A 21,951-nucleotide genomic window follows, 5' to 3' on the forward strand; every position below is an offset into this window, starting at 1 on the left:
CCTCTCAGGCACCGCGGCCGGTCAACAGCCTTTACGGGAGGTGCAGCCGCCGCCTGCGCAATCAGTACAGATAAACCGCGTTGGGCGCGGCGGGCTTGGTGCCATCCCTGGCGCTGCTGGTGGCCACGGCCAGGGTACTGGCATCGCCGGACAGAGCCACGCCCGCACCGAAGCGCGCCAATGCGCGTGGCTGAGGCGCCTTGATATACGCGCTGTACGCCCAGGTGGTGCCGTTGCGGCGATAGAGGTTGACAGCGCCCGCCGAGGAGGCATCCTGGTTGTTGGCGTTACCGTTGATGCCGGGGGCGTTGCTGGCGTCATACGGGTTGCTCAGGGCGAGCGTGCGGCCATCTTCCGAAAGCGACAACACGGCGCTGAACAACTCATTGATCCCAACCGTGACCGGGAATGCGGGTTGTTGCTCCCAGGCACTGGCCGTGCGGGTGAACGTCAGCAACTGAACATCAAAGTCTACAGAACGGTCCAGAACGGCCAACGTGCGGCCATCGCCCGACAGGACGAAGGGCCGGGGATCGACCTCACCGGCGCGTACGCGCCATACCGGCACGGGAGCGCTCCAGGCGTTGCCGAGCCGGGTGAGGACCGACACGTCCCTGTCCGTGCTTGCGGCGAGGACGCTGCCATCGCTCGACAGGGCCAGCACCTCCCCGAAACGGGTCGCGCCCGGGTCGGGGTTGCTGCCGGGCAGGTGCGCCTGCTCGGCCCAGGCGCCGTTGTTCCGGGCAAAGGTGTGCACGGCGCCCTTGCCGCCGCCAAAAATGGTTTGGGAAATGAAGGAGAGCCGACCGCTGGCGCTGGCGGTCCCCTGCGTGAAGTCAGCGCCTTCTTCGGGCGCTGCCACAGCCAGCAGGTTTCCGTCTGCTGACAGGGCCACACTGAAGCCAAAGTGCTGCGGAGTACAGGGGAAGGCAGACACGCCGGTAATGTCATCGAAGGTGCAGGTCTCGACTTTCACGGGCGTGTTCCGGGACTTGACGTAGGCCTGTTGGCCCCAGCTGCCACCGCTGCGGGTGAAGACGTATGCGGCCCCTGCGCCGTACGCGTCGCGGTTGGACGCATCGCCGTTGATGCCTCGCGCGTTGCTTCTTTCCTCCGGCGCACCCACGGCCAGCGTGCCGCCGTCGGCCGACAGCGCGAGGCTGGCGCCAAAGGCCCGCTTCTCTGTGGGACTGCTGCCTTCCAGCCGCGCCTGCTGGCTCCAGACACCGTCCGGCATGCTGCGGCTGAAGACGTAGACCGCGCCTGCCTCTGCCAGGCCGCCTGAACTGACCTCGCTCGGCGAACCGACAGCCAGCGTCGCCCCGTCGGCCGACAGGGCAATCGCGTTCTTGTAGTCCCCTAACCGCCTGGACGGTTCGCCAACAGGTAGCTCGAAGTGCCCTATGGCCTGGGTGAGGTCGGGGGTGACCGCGGCAGTGAGCGGGCCGCAGCCGTTCGCATCGCAGGCGCGCAGCCGATAGGTGGCATTCACGCGTTCGTGCAGCATTTGCGCGGCCAGGCTGTGCGTGTACGTGGTGCTGGTAATGGCGCCGCCAATCTGCGTTTCGGGCAGGGGACCCGCCGCGCCATCGGGGTCTTCGAACAGTTGGTATTGGGTAGCGTTGGGCGTGGGGGTCCAACTGAAGTGGTAGGCCTTGGTGCCGTAGCCCACGCTGAAGCCCGATGGCGCCGCCGTAGCGTCGGAGCCGGAGTTGCCGCCCCCGCAGGCCGCGAGAAGCAGAGGCGCTGCCAGCAGCATTGCACGATGGAAGAATGACAGCCCGGAATGTGCTCTGGGGGCGGGGCGGTGCAGGAAATGGGCCATGGAGTCGGCTCCTCGGACGAACGGGTAGGCAGCAGAGGGCGCGCCGATGGAGGGGCCTGCAGGCCTGCAACACGCGCCGGGTGGAGAATCATCACGCATCACAGCGGTGCCGCGTACCCGGGGGGCGGGAACTGTGTACCAAATGGTAAAAATTGCGTGGCCGCCCGTTTTTTTCGGAGGGCGTTCAGGAGCTTGCGTACGGGTCCGCAAACCCCAGTTCGCGCAGTATGGCGGTTTCGTAGTCTTCCATCTCCTGCGCATCGGCCTCGCTGGTTTCATGGTCCCAGCCCTGGGCGTGCAGGGTGCCGTGCACCAGCATGTGGGCGTAGTGCTCTTCCAGGCTCTTGTTCTGCTCCTGGGCCTCACGCTCGATCACCGGGGCGCACAGCACCAGGTCGGCCGTCACCACGGGCTCCTGGGTGTAGTCGAACGTGAGCACGTTGGTGGCGTAGTCCTTGTGGCGGTACTCGCGGTTGAGCTGCTGCCCTTCGTCGGCGCCGACGATGCGCACGGTGATCTCGGCATCGGTGGCCAGGGCGTGGCGGATCCAGCGGGCCACCTTGTGGCGGGGCAGTAGGGCGCGGTGGGCGGCCGCGCCGTCGAACCGGCCGAACTGCAGGGACAGAGAGACTTGGTTCAAGGGCATTTAGAGCTTTTTTGGCCTCTAGCGCTTGCTGGGTAAGCGCTAGTAGCTATAAAAATATGAGTATCGAGGCGCGGGAAGATCACTCGCGCGCGGCGGAGGTGGCGCGGCGCGGAGCGTCGTAGGCGTCCACGATGCGCGCCACCAGCGGGTGGCGCACCACGTCGGCGCTGGTGAACCGGGTGACGGCGATGCCCTTGACGCGCTTGAGCACGCGCTCGGCGTCCACCAGCCCGCTCATGGCGCCCTTGGGCAGGTCGATCTGGCTCACGTCGCCCGTCACCACGGCCTTGGCGCCGAAGCCGATGCGGGTGAGGAACATCTTCATCTGTTCGGGCGTGGTGTTCTGCGCTTCGTCGAGGATGACGAAGGCGTTGTTCAGCGTGCGCCCGCGCATGAAGGCCAGCGGCGCAATCTCCAGCGCGTTGCGCTCGAAGGCCTTTTGCACTTTGTCGTAGCCCATCAGCTCGTACAGCGCGTCGTACAGCGGGCGCAGGTAGGGGTCCACCTTTTGTGCCAGGTCGCCGGGCAGGAAGCCCAGGCGCTCGCCGGCCTCCACTGCCGGGCGGGTGAGCACGATGCGCTGCACGCTGCTGCGCTCCAACGCATCCACGGCGCAGGCCACGGCCAGGTAGGTCTTGCCCGTGCCAGCGGGGCCAATGCCGAAGGTGATGTCGTGCGTGGCGATGTTCTGCAGGTACAGGTTCTGCGTGGCCGTGCGCCCGCGCAGGTCGGCGCGGCGGGTGTTGAGCACGGGGCCGTCCTCGGGCGCGTCCACCAGCTCGGCATCGCCCGCCAGCATGAGCTGCAGCGTGTCTTCCGAAATCGGGTGGTCCGCCATCTCGTACAGCGCCTGCAGCAGCTCCATGGCCTGCGTGGCTGCGGCCTTGGGCCCGTCCACCTTGAACTGCTCGTGCCGGTGCGCGATGGACACGGCCAGCGCCGTCTCGATGGTGCGCAGGTGCACGTCGGCCGGGCCGCACAGGTGCGACAGGCGGGTGTTGTTGTGGGGGGTGAAAGTGTGGCGCTGGATCACGCGGATAATTCCGGTTGGACTGCCGCAGGGTGCGGCAAAGGACACCAATGATAGGCAAACTGACCGGCACGCTGCTGGAGAAGAACCCCCCGGAAGTGCTGCTGGACTGCCACGGCGTGGGCTACGAGGTGAATGTGCCCATGAGCACGTTCTACAACCTGCCCGCCGTGGGCGAGCGCGTGAGCCTGCTCACCCAGTTCATCGTGCGCGAGGATGCGCAGCTGCTCTACGGCTTTGGCTCCGCGCCGGAACGCCAGGCGTTCCGGGAGCTGATCAAGATCAGCGGCGTGGGGCCGCGCACCGCCCTGTCCATCCTGTCGGGCATGGGCGTGGCCGACCTGGCGCAGGCGATTTCGCTGCAGGAGGCCGGCCGCCTGGTGAAAGTGCCCGGCATCGGCAAGAAGACGGCCGAGCGGCTGCTGCTGGAGCTCAAGGGCAAACTCGGGGAGGACATGGGCGCGGTGCGTGGCGCCGCCGCCACCGACGCGCAGGCCGACATCCTGCAGGCGCTGTTGGCTTTGGGTTACAGCGACAAGGAAGCCGCCGCCGCGCTGAAGGCCCTGCCGGCCGACGTGGGGGTGAGCGATGGCATCAAGCTCGCCCTGAAGGCCCTGGCGAAATAGTGCGCGGCCGGGGTTTGTCGGGGCAATGTTTTCGTGTTCAATGGTGGTTTTGACTGGAGCGGGAGAAAAAAAGTGAAACATGGAGCAATGTGGCGGCTCGCGGCCGCGTGGGGTGCGGCACTGGCCGTGTTGGCCGGCTGCGGGGGCAGCGGTACCGAAGTGGGTGTGCAAGCCGCAGCCCCGGTCCTGAAGGTGGAAGGCTGGGCTCAGCCCGCCAGCGCGGACCAGGGGGTGTCGAATATCAAGTCGCGCAGTGCCCTGGCCGCCACGCCTGAACCGTCGCGCGTCCGCCTGGGGGCCCTGCAAGAGAGCAAGACCGCTGCGCTGGCCGAGGTCAACGGCCGGCGGCTGGTGGGCCTGTCGCGCGATGTCTCCGCCACCCAGACCCCGGCGCAGACCGCACAGCAGCTCCAGTGGAAGCCCAGCGCCAGCGGCGGCCAGGTGGCTGCGATCAGCTTCTCGGCCGAAGGCGCACAAGGCCTGCGGCTGGGCGTGGTGGCACGCATGCTGCCGCCCGGCACGGTCCTGCGCGTCTACAGCCAGGCCCATGCGGGCACCGTGTTCCAGATTTCCGGCCAGGAAGTGCTGCAGCGCATCGAGCGCAACGCACAGGCCGGCGACACCACCCTGGACGGCCGCACCTGGTGGACGCCCGACGTAGGCTCGGACGAGGTCACGCTGGAGGTGGAAGTGCCGCCCGGCGCGGCGACCGCCACGGTCGACCTCTCGGTGCCGCGCGTGTCCCACATCTTCGAGAACCTGGCGATTCCCACCCAGGGCGAGCTGTCCGCCAAGATCAACGAGTCCGAATCCTGCCAGCTGGACGCCAGCTGCTACGAGGCCTATGCCAGCCAGCGCAACGCCGTGGCCCGCATGATCTTCACCTCGGACGGCGGCACCTACGTCTGCACCGGCACGCTGCTCAACGACAGCCGCGCCTCGGGCACGCCATATTTCCTCACGGCCAACCACTGCATTTCCAAGCAGGCCGAGGCCTCTTCGCTGCAGACCGACTGGTTCTACCGCGCCCCGGTGTGCAACAGCCGCACGCTGGCGAGCACGACCACCAAGCGGGTCAACGGCGCGGCGCTGCTCTACGCGTCGGCCTCCACGGACACGTCCTTCCTGCAACTCAATGATGCACCGCCCGCCGGCGCCTACTTTGCGGGCTGGGATGCGGGCACCCAGCCCCTGGCCTCTGCCGTGGTGGGCCTGCACCACCCCAAGGGCGACCTGCTCAAGGCAAGCTTCGGTTCGGTGAGCAGCCTGACCGCCTGCGCCGCCACCAGCGGCACGCAGTTCCAGTGCAGCGGCTCTTCGGGCAACTACTACCGCGTGACCTGGAACCAGGGCTCCACCGAAGGCGGCAGCAGCGGCTCGGCCCTGTTCCGCGATGGCACATACGTGATCGGCACGCTCTACGGCGGCGGCTCCAGCTGCGCGGCCCCCTCTTCGCCGGACTTCTATGGCCGCTTCGACATCGCCTACAACAACGCGCTCAAGAACTGGCTGTCGGCTGCCACGCCGCCCACCGGCCCGACCGGCCGCGTGCCCGTCTACCGCTTCTACAACATTGCCGGGGTGGAGCACTTCTACACCAGCAACGTGGCCGAGCGGGACCTGCTGCTGAACCAGTTCGCGTCGAACTTCGTGTACGAAGGGCCGATCTTCTATGCGTACCCCAACGAAGGGACGAACCTCTTCCCCGTCTACCGCATGGTGGACCTGGTCCGCAAGATGCACCTGTACACCGCCAACCCGGCGGAGCGCGACGCCCTGCGCAACACGGTTCCCTCCGTGGCGCTGGAAGGCACCGCATGGTGGGGCCAGGCCGCGCCGGGCAATGGTGCCGTGCCGGTCTACCGCTTCTTCAATCGCAGCACGCAAACCTACTTCTACACCACCAGCGCTGCCGAGCGCAGCTACCTCAGCGCCAACCTGAGCCAGCAATACCTGGAGCAAGGCATCGGCTTCTACGTCTGGGCAGACAAGTAAGCGGAGCGGAATGACGATCCAGACCGACGACTTCGCCCCGGCCCCGGCCAAACGCGTCATCTCCGCCGTGCCCGCATCGCCCCAGGAGGAGGCGATCGAGCGCGCCCTGCGCCCCAAGCTCCTGCAGGAGTACGTGGGCCAGGCCAAGGCGCGCGAACAGCTGGAGATCTTCATCGGCGCGGCCAGAAAGCGGGGCGAGGCGCTGGACCACGTGCTCCTCTTTGGTCCACCCGGCCTGGGCAAGACCACGCTCAGCCACATCATCGCGGCCGAGCTGGGCGTCAACCTGCGCCAGACCAGCGGGCCGGTGCTTGAAAAACCCAAGGACCTGGCGGCGCTGCTGACCAACCTCGAAAAGAACGACGTTCTCTTCATCGACGAGATCCACCGCCTCTCGCCCGTGGTGGAGGAAATCCTCTACCCCGCGCTCGAGGACTACCAGATCGACATCATGATCGGCGAAGGGCCGGCGGCGCGCAGCATCAAGCTCGACCTGCAGCCCTTCACCCTGGTGGGCGCCACCACCCGCGCCGGCATGCTCACCAACCCGCTGCGCGACCGCTTCGGCATCGTCGCGCGGCTGGAGTTCTACACCGCCGAAGAGCTGGCGCGCATCGTGCAGCGCAGCGCGGGCCTGCTCAACGCCCCCATGGACGAAGACGGCGGCTTCGAGATCGCCCGCCGCTCGCGCGGCACCCCACGCATTGCCAACCGACTGCTGCGCCGCGTGCGCGACTACGCCGAAGTCAAGGGCAACGGCCGCATCACCAAGCCCATTGCCGACAAGGCCCTGGCCATGCTCGACGTGGACCCCCAGGGCTTCGACGTGATGGACCGCAAGCTGCTGGAGGCCGTGATCCACCGCTTTGACGGCGGCCCCGTGGGCCTGGACAACATCGCCGCCAGCATCGGCGAAGAGGCCGGCACCATCGAAGACGTGATCGAGCCCTACCTCATCCAGCAGGGCTTCCTGCAGCGCACCCCGCGCGGGCGCATCGCCACCCTGGCGGCCTTCCGCCACCTGGGGCTGCAGCCACCGGCACAGCGCGGCAGCCCGGACCTGTTCGGGGCCTAAGAAGCAGCGCGGCTGCACTGCCGCGCGCCGGTGCCTGCCTGCGCTGCAGGCTCCCGCAAGGCCGAAGACCGGCCGATTTATCAAATAAAGCAAACTGAATCGATGGGCCGCCCAAATCGGGCCGTGCCCTGTCAAAGTCCCAACTGGAGCGCGCGACATCGTTGGGTAGCTGTGTGCGTTGTCGTGCAGCGCTGCTGCGAGCGGCTATCACCACGCAGCACCCTAGGTGCGGCGCATCGTGCGTCCCCTCACCAGCTCAACTCCCGGCCCCACTCCCATGACTACTCCTCACCCCCTGTGGAAGCGTGTGGTGGTGTGGCTGGTGCTGGTGAGCTTTACGCAGGCCAGCGTGGCCCAGGCCGCTATCGGAGACACCTTCAAAAACAGCGAAGCGCCAGTGCAAAACCTGCTGGCGCACGCGGTACTGGGCTGCGCCACCGGGGTGGTGAAAAGCCGGGGAGAAGGCCAAGGCTGCGCGGCCGGGGCGGCCGGGGCAGTGGCCGGCGACGTGGCGGGGCAGCGGGCGCACGAAGCGGGGATGGGAGACGGGGACGCCACGCTGGTGGCCAGCGTGACAGGGGGCGTGGCAGCGGCGCTGGTGGGGGACAGGGACAAGGTCAGCGAAAGCTACGGGCTGGGGGCGAGCGCGGGGGAGAACGCGTTTACCAACAACTACCTTAAACACACTGAAATCAATGACCGCATAGCTGCGAAAAAAGCGTGTGACGCCAAGGACGAGGCGGCCTGTACAAAGTACGAAGAACTCAACCGCCTTGATGCCAAACGCCAAGAAGAACTGGGCGACTGCGTCGGCATAGCTACGGTCGCGTGCGACGCTGTCCGCGCAGAGGCGAAAACGACCGCGCAAGGGCTGGATCTCTACACCAGGGCGCTGGTGGACAAGGTTGACAAAGGAGAGATGACCTACGCGCAAGCCAAGCCCTACATGGACCAGACGCAGCGCGAGAAGCGGGACATCACCTCGCCATTGGCGGCCGATGCGTATGTGCGCTCAGGCGGCGTGGCTGATCCCGGCAACCCGGCCTGGGTAGAGTACAAGGCGCTGACGGCGACAGAGGGCAATGATGCCGCGATGGCCCTGGGCATGGGCAGCGCGGGAGGCCGCTACGAGGGGCAACGTGGGGGGAAGGCGCCCGCGGGTGTGCGTCCTGCTGAAGGGGAGGGGGCTGGGTCGCCGTCTGCTGGGGCCAATGGGGGAGTAGTAACGACAGTCATAGAGCCCAAAAATCGCCCAACAAATGGGCAATCGGGGATGGACTGCTGAGTCCATAGATGCAACCATTGCAAATCCAGCCAAAACGGTAGTTACAAAGGACACGCGGTTCGATCCAATTTCCGGAGCGCGCCTAAATGACCCTGCCACTGGCTATATTGCCAAAGATGGTTCGTATGTCGTGAGGAACGACAGGACTGGACAAGTTGTACAAGTGTCGAACAAGAATGACCCGACCTGGAAGGCACCATGGGAGAAATAATTAAACCGGTAGATATTAAGAGTTTGCCGATCGGCGACCTTGGTTTGCCAACAAAATGGTGGGGTGAAGTTGCACTATTCAGCTTGTCAGACGCTGCCTTACTGTTGGACTATTGCTCTGACAACGGTTTGGCTGTATTAGGTGTCGAGGGATTTCGGATTGAAGGTAATCATCGTATTCCTGATGTGGATGCGATTGCCGATTTCTCCGGTTTGATGAAAGTGTCGTCGACATCATTCGCTGAGCGGTCCATTGCTGCAATGAGAGAATTTTTGAAGATGCTGCCGCAAGATGGTGAGATGCTGGAGTTTGTTTTAGTTGAGTCGTCTAGCTAGGCGCTGCGCGCAGACTATCAATGTCTGCCAGCCCGGCATCAAGCCCGGCTGCGCTTAAACCGCAGAGCGACTCTGATCAGATATCCGCGCAGAGGCGAAAACAGCCGCGCAAGGGCTGGATCTCTACACCAGGGCGCTGGTTGACAAGGTTGACAAAGGAGAGTGACCTACGCGCAAGCCAAGCCCTACATGGACCAGGCGCAGCGCGAGAAGCGGGACATCACCTCGCCATTGGCGGCCGATGCGTATGTGCGCTCAGGCGGCGTGGCCGACCCCGGCAACCCGGCCTGGGTAGAGTACAAGGCGCTGACGGCGACAGAGGGCAATGATGCCGCGATGGCCCTGGGCATGGGCAGCGCGGGAGGCCGCTACGAGGGACAACGTGGGGGGAAGGCGCCCGTGGGAGCGCGTCCTGCTGAGGGGGAAGGGGCAGGGGCGTCGTCTGCTGGGGGAAATGGGGGAACGGCAGTAGCAGGCGAAATTGCAACTCCAGTGACTTCGGGCGGGACTGCGAATGTGGCGACGGTGCCAGGATTGAAGGGGCAACTAGCTACTGAAAAACCTTGCCAACATTGCGGCACAGGATGCGAGACTTGCGAAAGCGGTGAACGGTAGTGGTGTGCCAAATCCGAATTTCTCCATTGGAAGCGGTACGGCGACAGAAGCGAATAGTTTGGGGCAGATATGGGTAGGTGATGGAGCGCGGCCATTGAACGGTGTGCCCGGCGGCTTGATTAGTGCTGACGGTACGCGAGTCTTTAGGCCTCCTACTGCAAAGCCCAATGCGCCTGCCGAGTTCAATCCAACTGGCGTCCAAGCAAACTTCCAGATGCGGGACCCAAATACGGGGGCCGTGACTTCCAACGGGCACATGGTGATCAAATGAACAAACCTACTCTCAAAGGGATTGATTTCGGCGCAGAGGATCTCAACACCTACACCCCGCTAATACCAGACAATTTTTGCGTGTGGCTGACATTAGCGATTGGACCAGAGGGACTTGAAGGAAGTCATCTGTTTCAAGTTGGGGTATGCACAACTTCATGGCTTGCGCATCAGCTATCGATAAAGAGTGCATATGTTTTGCGGCACATGATTCTTTTTGAGAGCTTCGATTTTGAATTAATTAAGAAAACTGTTCGCGAAATTATTGAGACTGCTGAGCGCCCAACGTGGGAGCAGTCAGTGCCAGTACTTTCCAGATACTTTGCGTGGGAGTACGAGGACTACCAGTCGGAAAGCTAGAACGTTTGTGCCAAACGGTACCATCAATGGTAAACCGATAGATCGATAATGCGAACAATCTTTGATCGAATTTCAAAGTATGGCCTGGCTGACTGGGCCGTTGTGTTTCAGGGGGCTAGTGGTATCCCTGGTCACTCAGATCGCCTGCCACCTGATTGTGTAGAAAGCTTTGCGAACGTCGAGCTTGAAAAAGTGGCTGTGGATGATCCCTTGTTGGATGCGATTGTTAGCTTGGCCGACGATAGTGATCTGCCTGCATCCGAACTGTGCCCGCAGTTGCAAAAAATGTGTGATTCCAAGAATTTGGATATGCAACGAGCCCGGCGAATATGGCGAGCTGTTGCATTGGAGGAGGTCTTAGCGAATCTAGATTCGGACACGATTTCTGGAATGATGGAGTTGGCCGGGTTTTGGTCAAATTGGGGATGGCCTGCTGATGCTCCTGCGTCTATGCTTTCCGGCGCGAATGCCTTGCCGACGCAGGACTATCACTCTGCATCAAACTATGACCGTGTCATTCATGAAAATGAGCAATGGCTGAAAGTTGAGCTGGCTGCGTTGCGTGAAGTGCGAGGCTTCTGATACCAGGCGCGTCCCGTGCAGAGCATCAATTACAGGCCAGGCCCGGCAGGTGCAGCGGGAAACTTTGCTGCGCAAAATTAACATAATGGTCTGTTTGGCAAAGTAGCCGCAGTCGCTGCGCTCGCGCTCCGTTTGGTGCGGCTACCGCTGCGGCCGCAGGCCTTCGCGCCCTTGCGGGTTACCAAACCCCGTTATGTCTTGCGCCCCTTGCCCTGCGCGCAAGCCCAGCGCTCATGCTCTTCGTTTACCGCGAGCCGCCATGACCCGCACAACCCAAGGGAACCGTTCTCTGCCCGTGTGGAAGCGCCTGCTGGTGTGGCTGGTGCTGGTGAGCTTTACGCAGGCCAGCGTGGCCCAGGCCGCTCTCGGAGACACCTTCAAAAACAGTGAAGCGCCAGTGCAAAACCTGCTGGCGCACGCGGTACTGGGCTGCGCCACCGGGGTGGTGAAAAGCCGGGGAGACGGCCAAGGCTGCGCGGCAGCCCTCTCTCAGGTTCCTTGGGGCTTAGACAGGTTTGGTTAACGGGGGCGTGCGCCCGCTGCCTTGCGGCGTAACCGCGGGGGGCAGCGTGTCTCGCGGGACGGGTCTTGTGCCCCGCAACCACCCCTCCACCATCAACACCTGCGCCGCATAGTAGGTGGCCAGCACCCACAGTGGGGCCAGGGGCAAGGGTTGCACGAACCGGTTGATGGCCAGTAGTGAATCGCTGAGCATGAAAAACCCTGCGCCCACTGCGACCAGTCCCGCCGGGCCGTTGCGCAACACCGTTGCGCGGCCCATGGCCTGGGCGGCCATCAGCGCGATCACCAGCACATAGGCCGCCACCGGGCCCCGCAGCGCGGGCGGCAGCCCGCCGGTCCAGAGCACGGCGTACATCGTGCCGCCCAGGGCCAGCGTGCCGGCCAGCGCGCCCCGGTGCGGAAACCACGGCTGCCCGCGCTTGAACAGGGCCAGGTAGCACAGGTGCGCCACCAGAAAGCTCACCAGCCCCGGGATGAAAAATCCCTCAAACATCAAAAACACGTCGCCCGCGAGCGACCCCGCCAGCGCGGCGGCCATCCAGCGGTGGGATTTAGGGTCGGATATGCCTTTGGGGCTTGTGGAATAAGCGCTGGCAGCTACCAAAACAAGAGCAATTGCCATGGCCGCCGGCTTGAACAGCGCGTGCCACTGCGTCCACCCCAGCGCGCTGGTGGCCGTGGCCAGGGCGCCGCATTGCAGCACCAGCGCCATGCCCATGCCCAGGCGGCCTTGCATCACGGCGCCCAGCGCCCACTGGCCCGCCAGCAGCACCGCAAACCAGACGGCGTTGTGGGCCAGCGGCGCGGCGTCGGCGTGCCACAAGAAGGCCGACACGCCAGCCATCAGCAGGCCGAACTGCACCAGCGCAAACCACTGCACGGCCCGCGGCATGGGCGGGGCGTACCGCGGCTGCTGCCGCGTCTGGGCCATGTCGAAGGGCGGCTTGGGAAACCGCTGCGCCACGTCCGCGGGCCGCCAGCCCGGCGGCTGGAGCCACACCCTGAGCTTGTCCGCCCAGCGCCGCGCGTGCCAGCTGTCGTGCGCCAGGCCCGCGTACACCTGGGCGTTGGCCCACAGCGGGTCCCAACTGTTGAGCAGGCCGCGCGTGCCATACACGCAGCGGTCGTGCGGGTCCTCGTCCTTGAAGGTGCCGAACAGCCGGTCCCACACGATGAGGATGCCGCCATAGTTCTTGTCCAGGTAGGCGTCATTCACCGCGTGGTGCACACGGTGGTTGCTGGGGCTGCAGAACCAGCGGTCGAACCACGCCCAGCGCCCCTGCAGGCGCGGCACGTGCTCGGTGTGCACCCAGAACTGATAGAGCAGGTCGATGAGCCCCACCACGGCAAACACCAGCGGCGGCACACCCGCCAGCGCCATGGGCACATAGAACACCCAGCCCAGCACGGCGCCCGAACTGGTCTGGCGCAGCGCGGTGGAAAGGTTGTAGTCCTGGCTCTGGTGGTGCACCGCGTGCGCGGCCCACAGCACGGCCACCTCGTGCCCCATGCGGTGCAGCCAGTAGTAGCAGAAGTCGTAGAACAGCAGCGCCAGCAACCACCCGGGCAGGGTGGTCCAGAACGCATCGTTACGCCACAGCGCCACGTGCTCGAACAGGGCCGTGTAGATGCCGATGCGCAGCAGCCCCGTGAACACCGCGCTGGTCTGGCTGAGCATGCCCAGGCTGACGCTGCTCAGGGCGTCGGCCAGCCGGTAGGTGTTGCGCCGGCGCCGCCAGCCCACCGCCAGCTCCAGGGCCATGAGCAGTAGGAATACGGGGGTGGCGAGGACGATGATCTGGCTGGGGCTCATGGCCCCGCATTCTTGGCCCGATCAGGTCAGCGCGCCCCTGGCATCAACCCTGATGATCCGCTCCACCACGCCCCCGGTCAGTCCGCCGCGCACGCCGATCAAAAAGTCGTACAGGTTCACCGTGGGATCGCAGTGGCCGGGGATGAGCCAGAGCATGCGGCCCAGGCCGGGGAGGCGGGCCTCGGGGGCGTCGGCGTGGAGCAGGCCGTGTTCGTCGCCGCCGTTGGCGTAGCGCAGGGCGCGATCGGGCGGCAGCAGGGCCACCCGGGGCAGGCCGGAGTCGATGGCGTGGCTCTTGTGCCCGGCGTCGCACACGGCGTGCGTGTCGTGCACGGAGATCACCTGGGTTTTGATGAAGAGGGCGTGCTCGAACGCGGGCTGCGCGGGCTCGCGCTCGTTGCGGGCGTAGTCGGCGTCCATGAACAGGAAGGAGCCCGCCTGCAGTTCGCCAAACACGCCGCTGGCGGCCTCGTGCACCAGCGTGCCGGTGCCCGAGCCGGTGATGAGGGGCACGGTGAGGCCCTCTGCCTCGATGAGCTGGCGGGTGTGGTTGGCCGCGCGCACCACCTGTGCGATGGCCTCCTTGCGGCCCAGGCTGCTGGCCAGGTGCTGAGCGCGGCCGTGGTAGGCCTGCAGGCCCGCAAAGCGCAGGCGCGGGCTGCGCGCAACGGCCAGCGCCAGGGGCACGGCCGCTTCGCCGGGCGGCACGCCGCAGCGGCCCTGGCCCACGTCGATCTCCACCAGCACGTCGATGCCTGCATCGCTGCCCTGCTGGGCCATGGCCTCGGCCAGGCGCTCGATGCCCTCGGGGTGGTCCACGGCCAGGCCCAGGCGCCCGCCGCGCGCCGCCAGCTGGGCGGCCAGCCGCGCCACGCGGTGCAGCTTGGGCATGGCGATGACCTGGTTGGTGATGGTGATGTCCAGAACGCCGCCGGCAGCCAGGGCCTCGGCCTCGGACACCTTCTGCACGCACACGCCCTGGGCGCCCGCGTGCTGCAGCTGCAGGGCGAGTTCGGCGCTCTTGTGCATCTTGGCGTGGGGGCGCCAGCGCACGTGGTGCTTCTTCGCAAAGTCGGCCAGGCGCTGGATGTTGCGCTCCATGGCGTCCAGGTCCACCACGGCGGCGGGGGTGTCGATGTGGTCCACCCGTTGGCCGATGATGAACTGCAGTGTTTCAGGAATGGGCTTCATCACGGAGCGGTTGGTGGTCGTTGTGGTGGTCTTCAAGGTGCTGGGTGTCGGCCCAGCCGATCAGCGTGAGGCCGTCTTCGGTCCACAGCAGGCGGTTGATGGCGGCGTTGGCCAGCTGCCAGGTGCGCGGCGCCTGGATGTCCTGCCGCGTGGCCAGGCGGTACAGCACATCGAGTACGCCGCCGTGCGCCACCATCACCACCTGCTCGCCCACATGCCGCTGCGCCAGCGTGGCCACGGTGCGTTCGATGCGCTCGCGCAGGGCGACGAGGGATTCGCCGCCCTCGGGCGCGTAGTGCGGGTCGCGCTTGCGCCAGCGCAGGGCGTCTTCGGGCAGCTCGGCCTCGATCTCGGCGAAGGTGCGGCCCTGGAAGTGGCCGAAGCTGCGCTCGCGCAGGCCCGGCTCGGCCGTCAGCGGGGCGCCGGTGGTGCGCGCCACGGCCTGGGCGGTGGTGTGGGCGCGCTGCAGGTCGCTGGTGTAGATGGCGGCAATGGGCTCGCCGGCCAGGGCCTGTGCCACCCGGGCGGCCTGCCACAGGCCGGTGTCGTTGAGCGGAATGTCCAGGTGGCCCTGGATGCGGGTGTCCACGTTCCAGGCGGTTTCGCCGTGGCGGATGGCAACGATGCGGGTGGCGTGCATGCGGGTGTGCGAGCGTGAGCGGGAGGAGGCGGTGCAGCGGATGATCAGCGCGCCGGCGCAGCGGGCACGACCGTGCCCGGTTGGGCCGGCGTGGTGGCCGGGGCACTGCCGGGGGCAGGGGGGAGCGGCAGCCGGATCTGGCGCGGGCCCTGGGGTGGCGTGGGAAAGCCCTGCAGCGCCGCGTCGAACAGCACGCCATACACGGCTGGGTCGGCCACCCACACGTCTTCGTGCGTGGCGGAGGTTTCGTACACCACGGCCTGGGTGGCGGCGTCGCGCATCACGATGCTCACCGCCCGGCGGTACAGCGGGGTGGGGTCGTTGAAGCGCCACGCGCCATGGAAGCCCCAGCCGCGTCCGTACCAGCCGCCAAAGCCCCAGGGGCCCGGGCCGTAGGGCCCGGCAAACGGGTCGTAGCGGGGCACGGTGTCGGCCTGCACGCCGATCTGCACCAGCAGCCGGGGTGCGGCGTCGTCGCGCCGCAGGCCCGCGCGGGCCAGGGCCTGCTCGGCCAGGGCGGCGATGGGCTCGAACGAGGGCATCTGCTGCGAGGGCAGGCGCTCGACGCGGTAGGTGGCGGGGGCGGGCACGGCCGCCAGGGTGGAAAAGCTCTGCACCCGGCCGTCCACCAGGCGCTGGGTGCTGCAGCCTGCCAGACCGGCCACGGCGGCGGCGCACAGCAGCAGGGCGGGGATCCATCGGCGTGTCATGGGTGACTCCTCAAAAATGGGGTCCCGGTGTGATCCGCCCAGCCCGCCGGAGGTTCATCACGAGAGCTGCACCACCTGCACGCCGGGCAATTGCGGCTGCGGCGCGGAGAACTCTTCCTTGTCGAAGGCCTTGTCGCCGTTCTCATCCGCCACGCCGGTGGCGCGCGCGTTCTTGAAGTCGTACAGCCCGCCGTCCAGCAGGTGTGAGGGCACCACGTTCTGCAGCGCGTTGAACATGTTCTCCACGCGGCCGGGGAATTTCTTCTCCCACTCGCGCAGCATCTCGCCCACCTGCTTGCGCTGCAGGTTCTCCTGGCTGCCGCACAGGTTGCACGGGATGATGGGGAAGTCGCGGTGCGCGGCCCAGCGGGCGGTGTCCTTCTCGGGCACATAGGCCAGGGGGCGGATCACCACATGCTTGCCGTCGTCGCTCACCAGCTTGGCGGGCATGCTCTTCATCTTGCCGCCGAAGAACATGTTCAGCAGCAGCGTCTGCAGGATGTCGTCGCGGTGGTGGCCCAGGGCGATCTTGGTGCAGCCCAGCTCGTCGGCCACGCGGTACAGGATGCCCCGGCGCAGGCGGCTGCACAGGCTGCAGGTGGTCTTGCCCTCGGGGATGAGCTTCTTGACGATGCTGTAGGTGTCCTCGTTCTCGATGTGGAACGGGATGCCCTGCGCGCGCAGGTAGTCGGGCAGCACATGCTCCGGGAATCCGGGCTGCTTCTGGTCCAGGTTCACGGCCACCAGGTCGAAGTGGATGGGCGCGCGGGCCTGCAGCTTGAGCAAAATGTCCAGCAGCGTGTAGCTGTCCTTGCCGCCGGACATGCACACCATGACCTTGTCGCCTTCCTCGATCATGTTGAAGTCGACGATGGCCTTGCCGACCTCGCGGCACAGGCGTTTTTCGAGCTTGTGGGTTTCGCGCTCGATCTTGAGATCGCTGCGCCCCGCGGCCACGGCGGGTTGTTCGGCGTCGGATGTCCAGGCGGTACTCATGGCCGCGATTGTCTCATTCCGGCCGCAGTGCGCGCCTGCGCCGCGCGGCTTCACCCGGCGGTCCTGCGGGCTGTCCGCAACGGTCTGCCCGGGCTGCGGGCGCCGTCCGCCGGGTGCGGGGCACCATCAAGGCGGGCGCCGCGGCGGCCGCGCCGCTACCAGGTGCCGGCCTCTACGCGGATCGCCACCTCGCAGTCGTCAAAGATCTCCAGCTTGGCGATCTTCACGCGCACGCCCAGCACGCCGGGCAGCTGCATCAGGCGATGGGCCAGCTTGCCGATCAGGCTCTCCAGCAGGTTCACGTGCTCGGCCGTGCACTCGTCGATGATGATCTGGCGCACCTTGCGGTAGTCCAGCACGTGGCCGATGTCGTCGTCATGCGGCAGCAGGGGCTGCTGGCCCTGGTTCAGCTCGGCATCCACCTGGATGGGCTGGGGCGCGGTGCGCTCGTGGTCCAGGATGCCCAGGTTGGCGTCAAAGCGCAGCCCGGTGAGTGTGAGGATCTGGGTGCCGGAGGTGGGGGCAAAGGCGTCGTTCATCAGGGTTTCCAGCGTAAGCCGGTGCTCACATCATCGAAAAGTCGCGCTCGAACCGCATCAGGTGCTGGCCGCCATCCACCAGCACCGTGGTGCCGGTGAGCGAGCGGTTCTCCAGCGCGAAGCGCACCGTGGCGGCCACGTCCTCGGGCGTGGACGAGCGGCCCAGCGGGCTCAGGCTGTGCAGCTGCGCAAATTTCTCTTCGCTCAGCCATTCGCTGGTCAGCGTGAGGCCGGGCGCCACGCCCACCACCCGCACGCGGGGCGCCAGCGCCAGCGCCAGCTGGGTGCCGGCGGCTTCCAGGGCCGCCTTGGACAGGGTGTAGCTCAAAAAGTCGGGGTTCTGGTTCCAGAGCTTCTGGTCCAGCAGGTTCACCACCGCGCCCTGGGCGTCGGCCTCGCCGGCGGCGGCGCGATCGGCCACATGGCGGTGCAGGGCCTCGGCCAGCAGCACGGGGGCCGCCGTGTTGCTGCGCAGGTGCTTTTCGAGCGCGGCAAAACCAAAGCTGTGCGCGGTGTCGTGCTCGAACAGCGACGCGCTGTTGACCACCGCGTCCACACGGCCAAAGTGGGCCACCACGCGGGGCAGCAGTGCGCGCACGGCGGCCTCGTCCTGAAAATCTGCATCAAAATGGGCGCTAGCGCCCGCCAGTTCTGCGCAAGCAGCTACTGTTTCAATAGCATTTTGCCGAGATGTGCGGTAGTGCACCGCCACCTGCCAGCCGCCCGCGGCCAGCGCCAGCGCAATGCTGCGGCCCAGGCGCCGGGCGGCGCCCGTGACCAGGACGGTGCGGTGCGGGGAGGCGGAGGGCATGGGGCTCTGGGACAATGCGGGCCGTGACGAAAAGACCCGACAGTTTAACGACCGCCCTGCACCGGCACATTGCCCAGGCCATCGCCGACGCGGGCGGCTGGCTGGGGTTTGACCGCTTCATGGAACTGGCCCTGTACACGCCGGGCCTGGGCTACTACGCCAACGATTCCACCAAGTTCGGCGCCCTGCCCGAGTCCGGCAGCGACTTCGTGACCGCGCCCGAGCTCACGCCCCTGTTCGGCCAGACCCTGGCCGTGCAGGTGGGCGAGGCGCTGGCGCACACCGCCACCGACGAGGTGTGGGAGTTCGGCGCCGGCTCCGGCGCGCTGGCGCTGCAGCTGCTGGACGCCCTGGGCGAGCAGGTGCGCCGCTACACCATCGTCGATTTGTCGGGCAGCCTGCGCGCGCGCCAGCAGGCCAAGCTGGCGGCGCATGCGCACAAGGTGCGCTGGGTGGACGCGCTGCCGGAAAAGTTCAGCGGCGTGGTGGTGGGCAACGAGGTGCTGGACGCCATGCCCGTGCAGCTGCTGGCACGCCACGGCGGGCACGCGGAGGGTGTGTGGCACGAGCGCGGCGTGGTGGTGGCCGAGGACGGCCGCTTTGCCTGGGCCGACCGTCCCACGCCGCTGCGCCCGCCCGTCGATATCGAAGGCCCGCACGACTACCTGACCGAGATCCACGCCCAGGGCGAAGGCTTTGTGCGCATGCTGGCCGACCGCCTCACGCGCGGCGCCGCCTTGCTGCTGGACTACGGCTTTGGCGAGGACGAGTATTACCACCCGCAGCGCCACATGGGCACCGTGATGTGCCACCAGGGCCACCTGGCCGACGGCGACCCGCTGGTGGAAGTGGGCTTGAAGGACATCACCGCCCACGTCAACTTCACCGCCATCGCCCTGGCCGCACAGGAGGCGGGCCTGAACGTGCTGGGCTACACCACGCAGGCGCACTTTCTCATCAACTGCGGATTGCTCCCAAAAATGGAGCAGCTTGCGCAAGCCCAGCGGGCGACAGCGGCCAAATTGATCATGGAGCACGAGATGGGCGAGCTGTTCAAGGTGCTGGCCCTGGGCACGGGCGAGCCGTGGGAGCCCGTGGGGTTTGTGCGCGGGGATCGGTCGCACCGGCTGTAGGCGGCGATAGCGGTTTTGCTCCCTCTCCCCTTGTGGGAGAGGGTTGGGGAGAGGGGGGCTGGCTTGGGCGCACTGCTGCTCATTGCCCCCCTCTCTCCCCGGCGCTCCCCCGCGAGGGGGGAAGGGAGCTTTCGGGGCATCGACTCGACCGGCGGGAAATCAGCCGCCGGGACGCGGCAGGCCTACTTTTCAGCGCGTGCCTGCGCTGGGGCAGGGCTTACTGCCTCGGCTTCGGCCGTCAGCGTCAGCCCCTCGCTGCGGCCCTTCAGCCTTACACCCGTCAGCCCCAGCTGCCGCGTTGCCTGGCACAGCCACCACATGGCGGCTTGCCCCTCTCCCCTCGTGGGAGAGGGGTTGGGGAGAGGGGGTCGGCTTTAGCGCACTGCTGCTCACTCCCCCTCTCCCCAACCCTCCCCCGCGAGGGGGGAGGGAGCTTTCGGGGCAGCGACTCGACCGGCGGGGAAATCAGCCGCTGGGGTGCGCCAGGCCTACTTGTTAGCGCGTAGCTGCGCTGGTGCCGGGCTTACCGCGCCCGCCTCGGCCGCCAGCGTCAGCCCATCGCTGCGGTCCTTCAGCCCCACGCCCGTCAGCCCCAGCTGCCGCGCCGCCTGGCACAGCCACCACAGGCGCGCCGCCGCCCGCGCCGGCTGCAGGCCTTCGGGCCGCACGTTGGAGATGCAGTTGCGCTCGGCATCGCTGCGGCCCACCTGCGGGTGCCAGGTCAGGTAGATGCCCAGGCTGTCGGGCGAACTCAGGCCCGGCCGCTCGCCGACCAGCACCGCCACCAGGCGCGCGCCCAGCAGCGCGCCGACTTCGTCGCCCAGCGCCACGCGGGCCTGCCGGGCGATCACCACGGGGCCGAGCTGCCAGCCCGCGGGCGCCTGCTGGCGGATGGCCTCGACGAGCGGCGGTGCCTGCCGCGCCACCGCCAGGGACGAGAGGCCGTCGGCCACCACCAGCAGCAGGTCGATGGGCGCACCGCCTTCTGCTGCCACCTCCCGCAGCGCCTCGGCATCCGCATCGCACAGCCGCCGGCCCAGGTCGGGGCGCAGCAGGTAGGTGGCGCGGTCGGGCGCGGCGCTGTGCACCTGCCGCGTGGTGCCGCCCAGGGCCTGCAGCTGCGCGGCCAGCGCGTCGGCGTCCAGGGGGATGTGCACGGCATCGCGCGCCTGCGCATGGGCCATGCCAAAGCGCAGCAGCTCGGCCGTGGGGAGGGCGGCGCCTGCGCGGCCCAGCGCCAGGCGCGCCTGCGTGTGGGCGCGCAGGTCGCACCAGGGGTCGGGCGGAATGCTGTGCTGTGTGGGGCCGGAAGTCATGCGCCCAGCCTCCATTGCCGGAGTTGAGTCAGGGCGGGGTGGTGCGCGCTGGCCGGCAGCAGGCGCCCGCTGGCATCGGTGATCTGCATGCGCTCCAGCCACGCCGCAAACTCCGGCGCGCAGCGCAGGCCCAGCACCTCGCGCAGGTACAGCGCGTCGTGGAACGAGGTGCTCTGGTAGTTGAGCATGATGTCGTCCGCCCCCGGCACGCCCATGATGAAGGTCAGGCCCGCCGTGCCCAGCAGCGTCATCAGCGTGTCCATGTCGTCCGAGTCGGCCTCGGCATGGTTGGTGTAGCACACGTCGCAGCCCAGCGGCACGCCCAGCAGCTTGCCGCAGAAGTGGTCTTCCAGGCCGGCGCGGATGATCTGCTTGCCGTCGTACAAATACTCCGGCCCGATGAAGCCCACCACCGTGTTGGTGAGCAGCGGCGCAAACGCGCGCGCCACGCCATAGGCCCGTGCCTCGCAGGTCTGCTGGTCCACGCCGTGGTGCGCGTTGGCGGACAGGGCGCTGCCCTGGCCGGTCTCGAAATACATCACGTTGTCGCCGATGCCCACGCCGTCGCCAAAGTCCGTGCCGCGGCGCAGCGACAAGGCCGCCTCGCGCGCCTCGCGCAGCAGCGCCAGCGATATGCCAAAGCCCGCGTTGGCCGCCTCGGTGCCCGCGATGGACTGGAACACCAGGTCCACCGGCGCACCGTGCTCGATCATCTGCACGGTGTTGGTCACATGCGTGAGCACGCACGACTGCGTCGGAATCTGCAGCCGCTCGATCACGTCGTCCAGCATCTGCACCAGCCCCGTGAGCGCCGCGATGCTGTCCGTGGCCGGGTTCACGCCGATCACCGCGTCGCCCGCGCCGTACAGCAGGCCGTCGACCATCGACGCCGCAATGCCACGCAGATCGTCCGTGGGGTGGTTGGGCTGCAGCCGCACGGCCAGGCGGCCCGGCAGGCCGAGGGTGTTGCGAAAGCGGGTGACCACGCGGCACTTGCGCGCCACGGCGATCAGGTCCTGGTTGCGCATGAGCTTGCTCACCGCCGCCGCCATCTCGGGCGTGATGCCGGGCGCCACGGCGGCGAGCACAGCACTGTCCGTGCTGTGCGCCAGCAGCCAGTTGCGGAAGTCGCCCACGGTGAGGTGGGCGATGGGCGCAAACGCCGCGGCGTCGTGCGTGTCGAGGATGAGGCGCGTGACCTCGTCGCTCTCGTAGGGGATGAGTGCCTCGTTCAGGAAAGCCTTGAGCGGCACCTCCGCCAGTGCCATGCGCGCGGCCATGCGCTCCACGGCCGACGCGGCGGCCACGCCCGCCAGCGCGTCGCCCGAACGCAGGGGCGTGGCCTTGGCCAGCAGGTCGCGCAGGTCGGCGAACTGCCAGCGCTCGCCGCCGAAGGTGTGCTGGTAGGCCATGGTGGGGCGGTCC

22 protein-coding genes are annotated in these 21,951 nt (G+C 67.2%); 10 read left to right on the forward strand and 12 right to left on the reverse strand.

Translation table 11 applies throughout. The features are described 5' to 3' along the window. Positions 1-61: 61 nt before the first annotated feature. The 3 genes from LWW96_RS00575 to LWW96_RS00585 all read right to left on the reverse strand — a co-directional run bounded on the left by LWW96_RS00575 (position 62) and on the right by LWW96_RS00585 (position 3,504). Positions 62-1,825 carry a hypothetical protein gene (locus tag LWW96_RS00575; RefSeq protein WP_291483656.1) on the reverse strand — a complete coding sequence of 588 codons (1,764 nt, stop codon included), beginning with the start codon at positions 1,823-1,825 and terminating at the stop codon, positions 62-64. 184 nt (positions 1,826-2,009) lie between these two features. Next, positions 2,010-2,471, reverse strand: a complete 462-nt coding sequence (ybeY, locus tag LWW96_RS00580) for an rRNA maturation RNase YbeY (protein ID WP_291483658.1) — start codon at positions 2,469-2,471, stop codon at positions 2,010-2,012. A 79-nt stretch (positions 2,472-2,550) separates the two neighbouring features. Beyond that, entirely contained in the window at positions 2,551-3,504 is a 954-nt protein-coding gene (locus LWW96_RS00585; RefSeq protein ID WP_291483660.1) for a PhoH family protein, read from the reverse strand. Between the two features lie 47 nt (positions 3,505-3,551). On the opposite strand from LWW96_RS00585, the gene ruvA reads away from it, so the two are divergent. From ruvA to LWW96_RS00630, 9 genes are all read left to right on the forward strand, one after another. Continuing rightward, positions 3,552-4,127: a Holliday junction branch migration protein RuvA gene (gene ruvA, locus LWW96_RS00590; protein WP_291483662.1), complete on the forward strand. Its 576-nt coding sequence runs from the start codon at positions 3,552-3,554 to the stop codon at positions 4,125-4,127. Between the two features lie 72 nt (positions 4,128-4,199). Then, the gene (locus tag LWW96_RS00595) at positions 4,200-6,122 is read left to right on the forward strand and encodes a trypsin-like peptidase domain-containing protein (protein WP_366117922.1); all 1,923 of its coding nucleotides are present in this window, start codon (positions 4,200-4,202) and stop codon (positions 6,120-6,122) included. A gap of 10 nt (positions 6,123-6,132) precedes the next feature. Further along, on the forward strand, positions 6,133-7,197 hold the full coding sequence (ruvB, locus tag LWW96_RS00600; protein WP_291483664.1) for a Holliday junction branch migration DNA helicase RuvB: 1,065 nt from the start codon (positions 6,133-6,135) through the stop codon (positions 7,195-7,197). 277 nt (positions 7,198-7,474) lie between these two features. After that, positions 7,475-8,482, forward strand: a complete 1,008-nt coding sequence (locus tag LWW96_RS00605; protein ID WP_291483667.1) for a DUF6862 domain-containing protein — start codon at positions 7,475-7,477, stop codon at positions 8,480-8,482. Continuing rightward, positions 8,457-8,693 (forward strand): colicin E5-related ribonuclease, encoded by a 237-nt coding sequence (locus LWW96_RS00610; protein ID WP_291483669.1) that lies wholly within the window; start codon positions 8,457-8,459, stop codon positions 8,691-8,693. Before LWW96_RS00605 ends, LWW96_RS00610 begins: the two co-directional genes overlap by 26 nt. After that, positions 8,681-9,028, forward strand: coding sequence for a hypothetical protein (locus tag LWW96_RS00615; protein WP_291483671.1), 348 nt, complete (start codon positions 8,681-8,683; stop codon positions 9,026-9,028). Before LWW96_RS00610 ends, LWW96_RS00615 begins: the two co-directional genes overlap by 13 nt. A gap of 882 nt (positions 9,029-9,910) precedes the next feature. Beyond that, entirely contained in the window at positions 9,911-10,273 is a 363-nt protein-coding gene (locus LWW96_RS00620; protein ID WP_291483673.1) for an immunity 8 family protein, read from the forward strand. 48 nt (positions 10,274-10,321) lie between these two features. Continuing rightward, the gene (locus LWW96_RS00625) at positions 10,322-10,855 is read left to right on the forward strand and encodes a DUF2247 family protein (protein WP_291483675.1); all 534 of its coding nucleotides are present in this window, start codon (positions 10,322-10,324) and stop codon (positions 10,853-10,855) included. Positions 10,856-11,114: 259 nt separating this feature from the next. Beyond that, positions 11,115-11,378, forward strand: a complete 264-nt coding sequence (locus tag LWW96_RS00630) for a hypothetical protein (RefSeq protein ID WP_291483676.1) — start codon at positions 11,115-11,117, stop codon at positions 11,376-11,378. On the opposite strand, the gene LWW96_RS00635 is transcribed toward LWW96_RS00630, so the two are convergent. The 7 genes from LWW96_RS00635 to LWW96_RS00665 all read right to left on the reverse strand — a co-directional run bounded on the left by LWW96_RS00635 (position 11,361) and on the right by LWW96_RS00665 (position 18,077). Next, a complete protein-coding gene (locus tag LWW96_RS00635) occupies positions 11,361-13,190 on the reverse strand; it encodes a lysoplasmalogenase family protein (protein ID WP_291483678.1) in 1,830 nt (609 codons plus the stop codon). The two genes, LWW96_RS00630 and LWW96_RS00635, sit on opposite strands and share 18 nt — an antisense overlap. Positions 13,191-13,211: 21 nt before the next feature. Beyond that, positions 13,212-14,381, reverse strand: a complete 1,170-nt coding sequence (locus LWW96_RS00640) for a DSD1 family PLP-dependent enzyme (protein ID WP_291483754.1) — start codon at positions 14,379-14,381, stop codon at positions 13,212-13,214. Beyond that, entirely contained in the window at positions 14,365-15,021 is a 657-nt protein-coding gene (locus LWW96_RS00645) for a histidine phosphatase family protein (RefSeq protein ID WP_291483680.1), read from the reverse strand. The genes LWW96_RS00640 and LWW96_RS00645 overlap by 17 nt, the downstream gene beginning before the upstream one ends. A gap of 44 nt (positions 15,022-15,065) precedes the next feature. Next, a complete protein-coding gene (locus tag LWW96_RS00650) occupies positions 15,066-15,731 on the reverse strand; it encodes a DUF4136 domain-containing protein (RefSeq protein ID WP_291483683.1) in 666 nt (221 codons plus the stop codon). Positions 15,732-15,788: 57 nt separating this feature from the next. Continuing rightward, positions 15,789-16,727 carry a tRNA 2-thiocytidine(32) synthetase TtcA gene (gene ttcA / locus LWW96_RS00655; protein ID WP_291483685.1) on the reverse strand — a complete coding sequence of 313 codons (939 nt, stop codon included), beginning with the start codon at positions 16,725-16,727 and terminating at the stop codon, positions 15,789-15,791. A 155-nt stretch (positions 16,728-16,882) separates the two neighbouring features. Continuing rightward, positions 16,883-17,266, reverse strand: coding sequence for a dihydroneopterin aldolase (locus LWW96_RS00660; RefSeq protein WP_291483687.1), 384 nt, complete (start codon positions 17,264-17,266; stop codon positions 16,883-16,885). Between the two features lie 25 nt (positions 17,267-17,291). Further along, positions 17,292-18,077 (reverse strand): SDR family oxidoreductase, encoded by a 786-nt coding sequence (locus LWW96_RS00665; RefSeq protein WP_291483688.1) that lies wholly within the window; start codon positions 18,075-18,077, stop codon positions 17,292-17,294. Between the two features lie 14 nt (positions 18,078-18,091). Between LWW96_RS00665 and LWW96_RS00670 the strand changes: the two genes are divergently transcribed. After that, positions 18,092-19,210, forward strand: coding sequence for an SAM-dependent methyltransferase (locus LWW96_RS00670; protein ID WP_291483690.1), 1,119 nt, complete (start codon positions 18,092-18,094; stop codon positions 19,208-19,210). A gap of 488 nt (positions 19,211-19,698) precedes the next feature. Here LWW96_RS00670 and eutC read toward each other — a convergent pair whose 3' ends face one another. Both eutC and LWW96_RS00680 read right to left on the reverse strand, forming a co-directional pair. Then, entirely contained in the window at positions 19,699-20,526 is an 828-nt protein-coding gene (eutC, locus tag LWW96_RS00675) for an ethanolamine ammonia-lyase subunit EutC (protein WP_291483692.1), read from the reverse strand. Next, the gene (locus LWW96_RS00680; protein ID WP_291483694.1) at positions 20,523-21,938 is read right to left on the reverse strand and encodes an ethanolamine ammonia-lyase subunit EutB; all 1,416 of its coding nucleotides are present in this window, start codon (positions 21,936-21,938) and stop codon (positions 20,523-20,525) included. The genes eutC and LWW96_RS00680 overlap by 4 nt, the downstream gene beginning before the upstream one ends. Positions 21,939-21,951: the final 13 nt, after the last annotated feature.

Origin of the sequence: Acidovorax sp., from assembly GCF_021287135.1 — a bacterium.
In the GTDB taxonomy this organism is placed as follows: domain Bacteria; phylum Pseudomonadota; class Gammaproteobacteria; order Burkholderiales; family Burkholderiaceae_C; genus Acidovorax.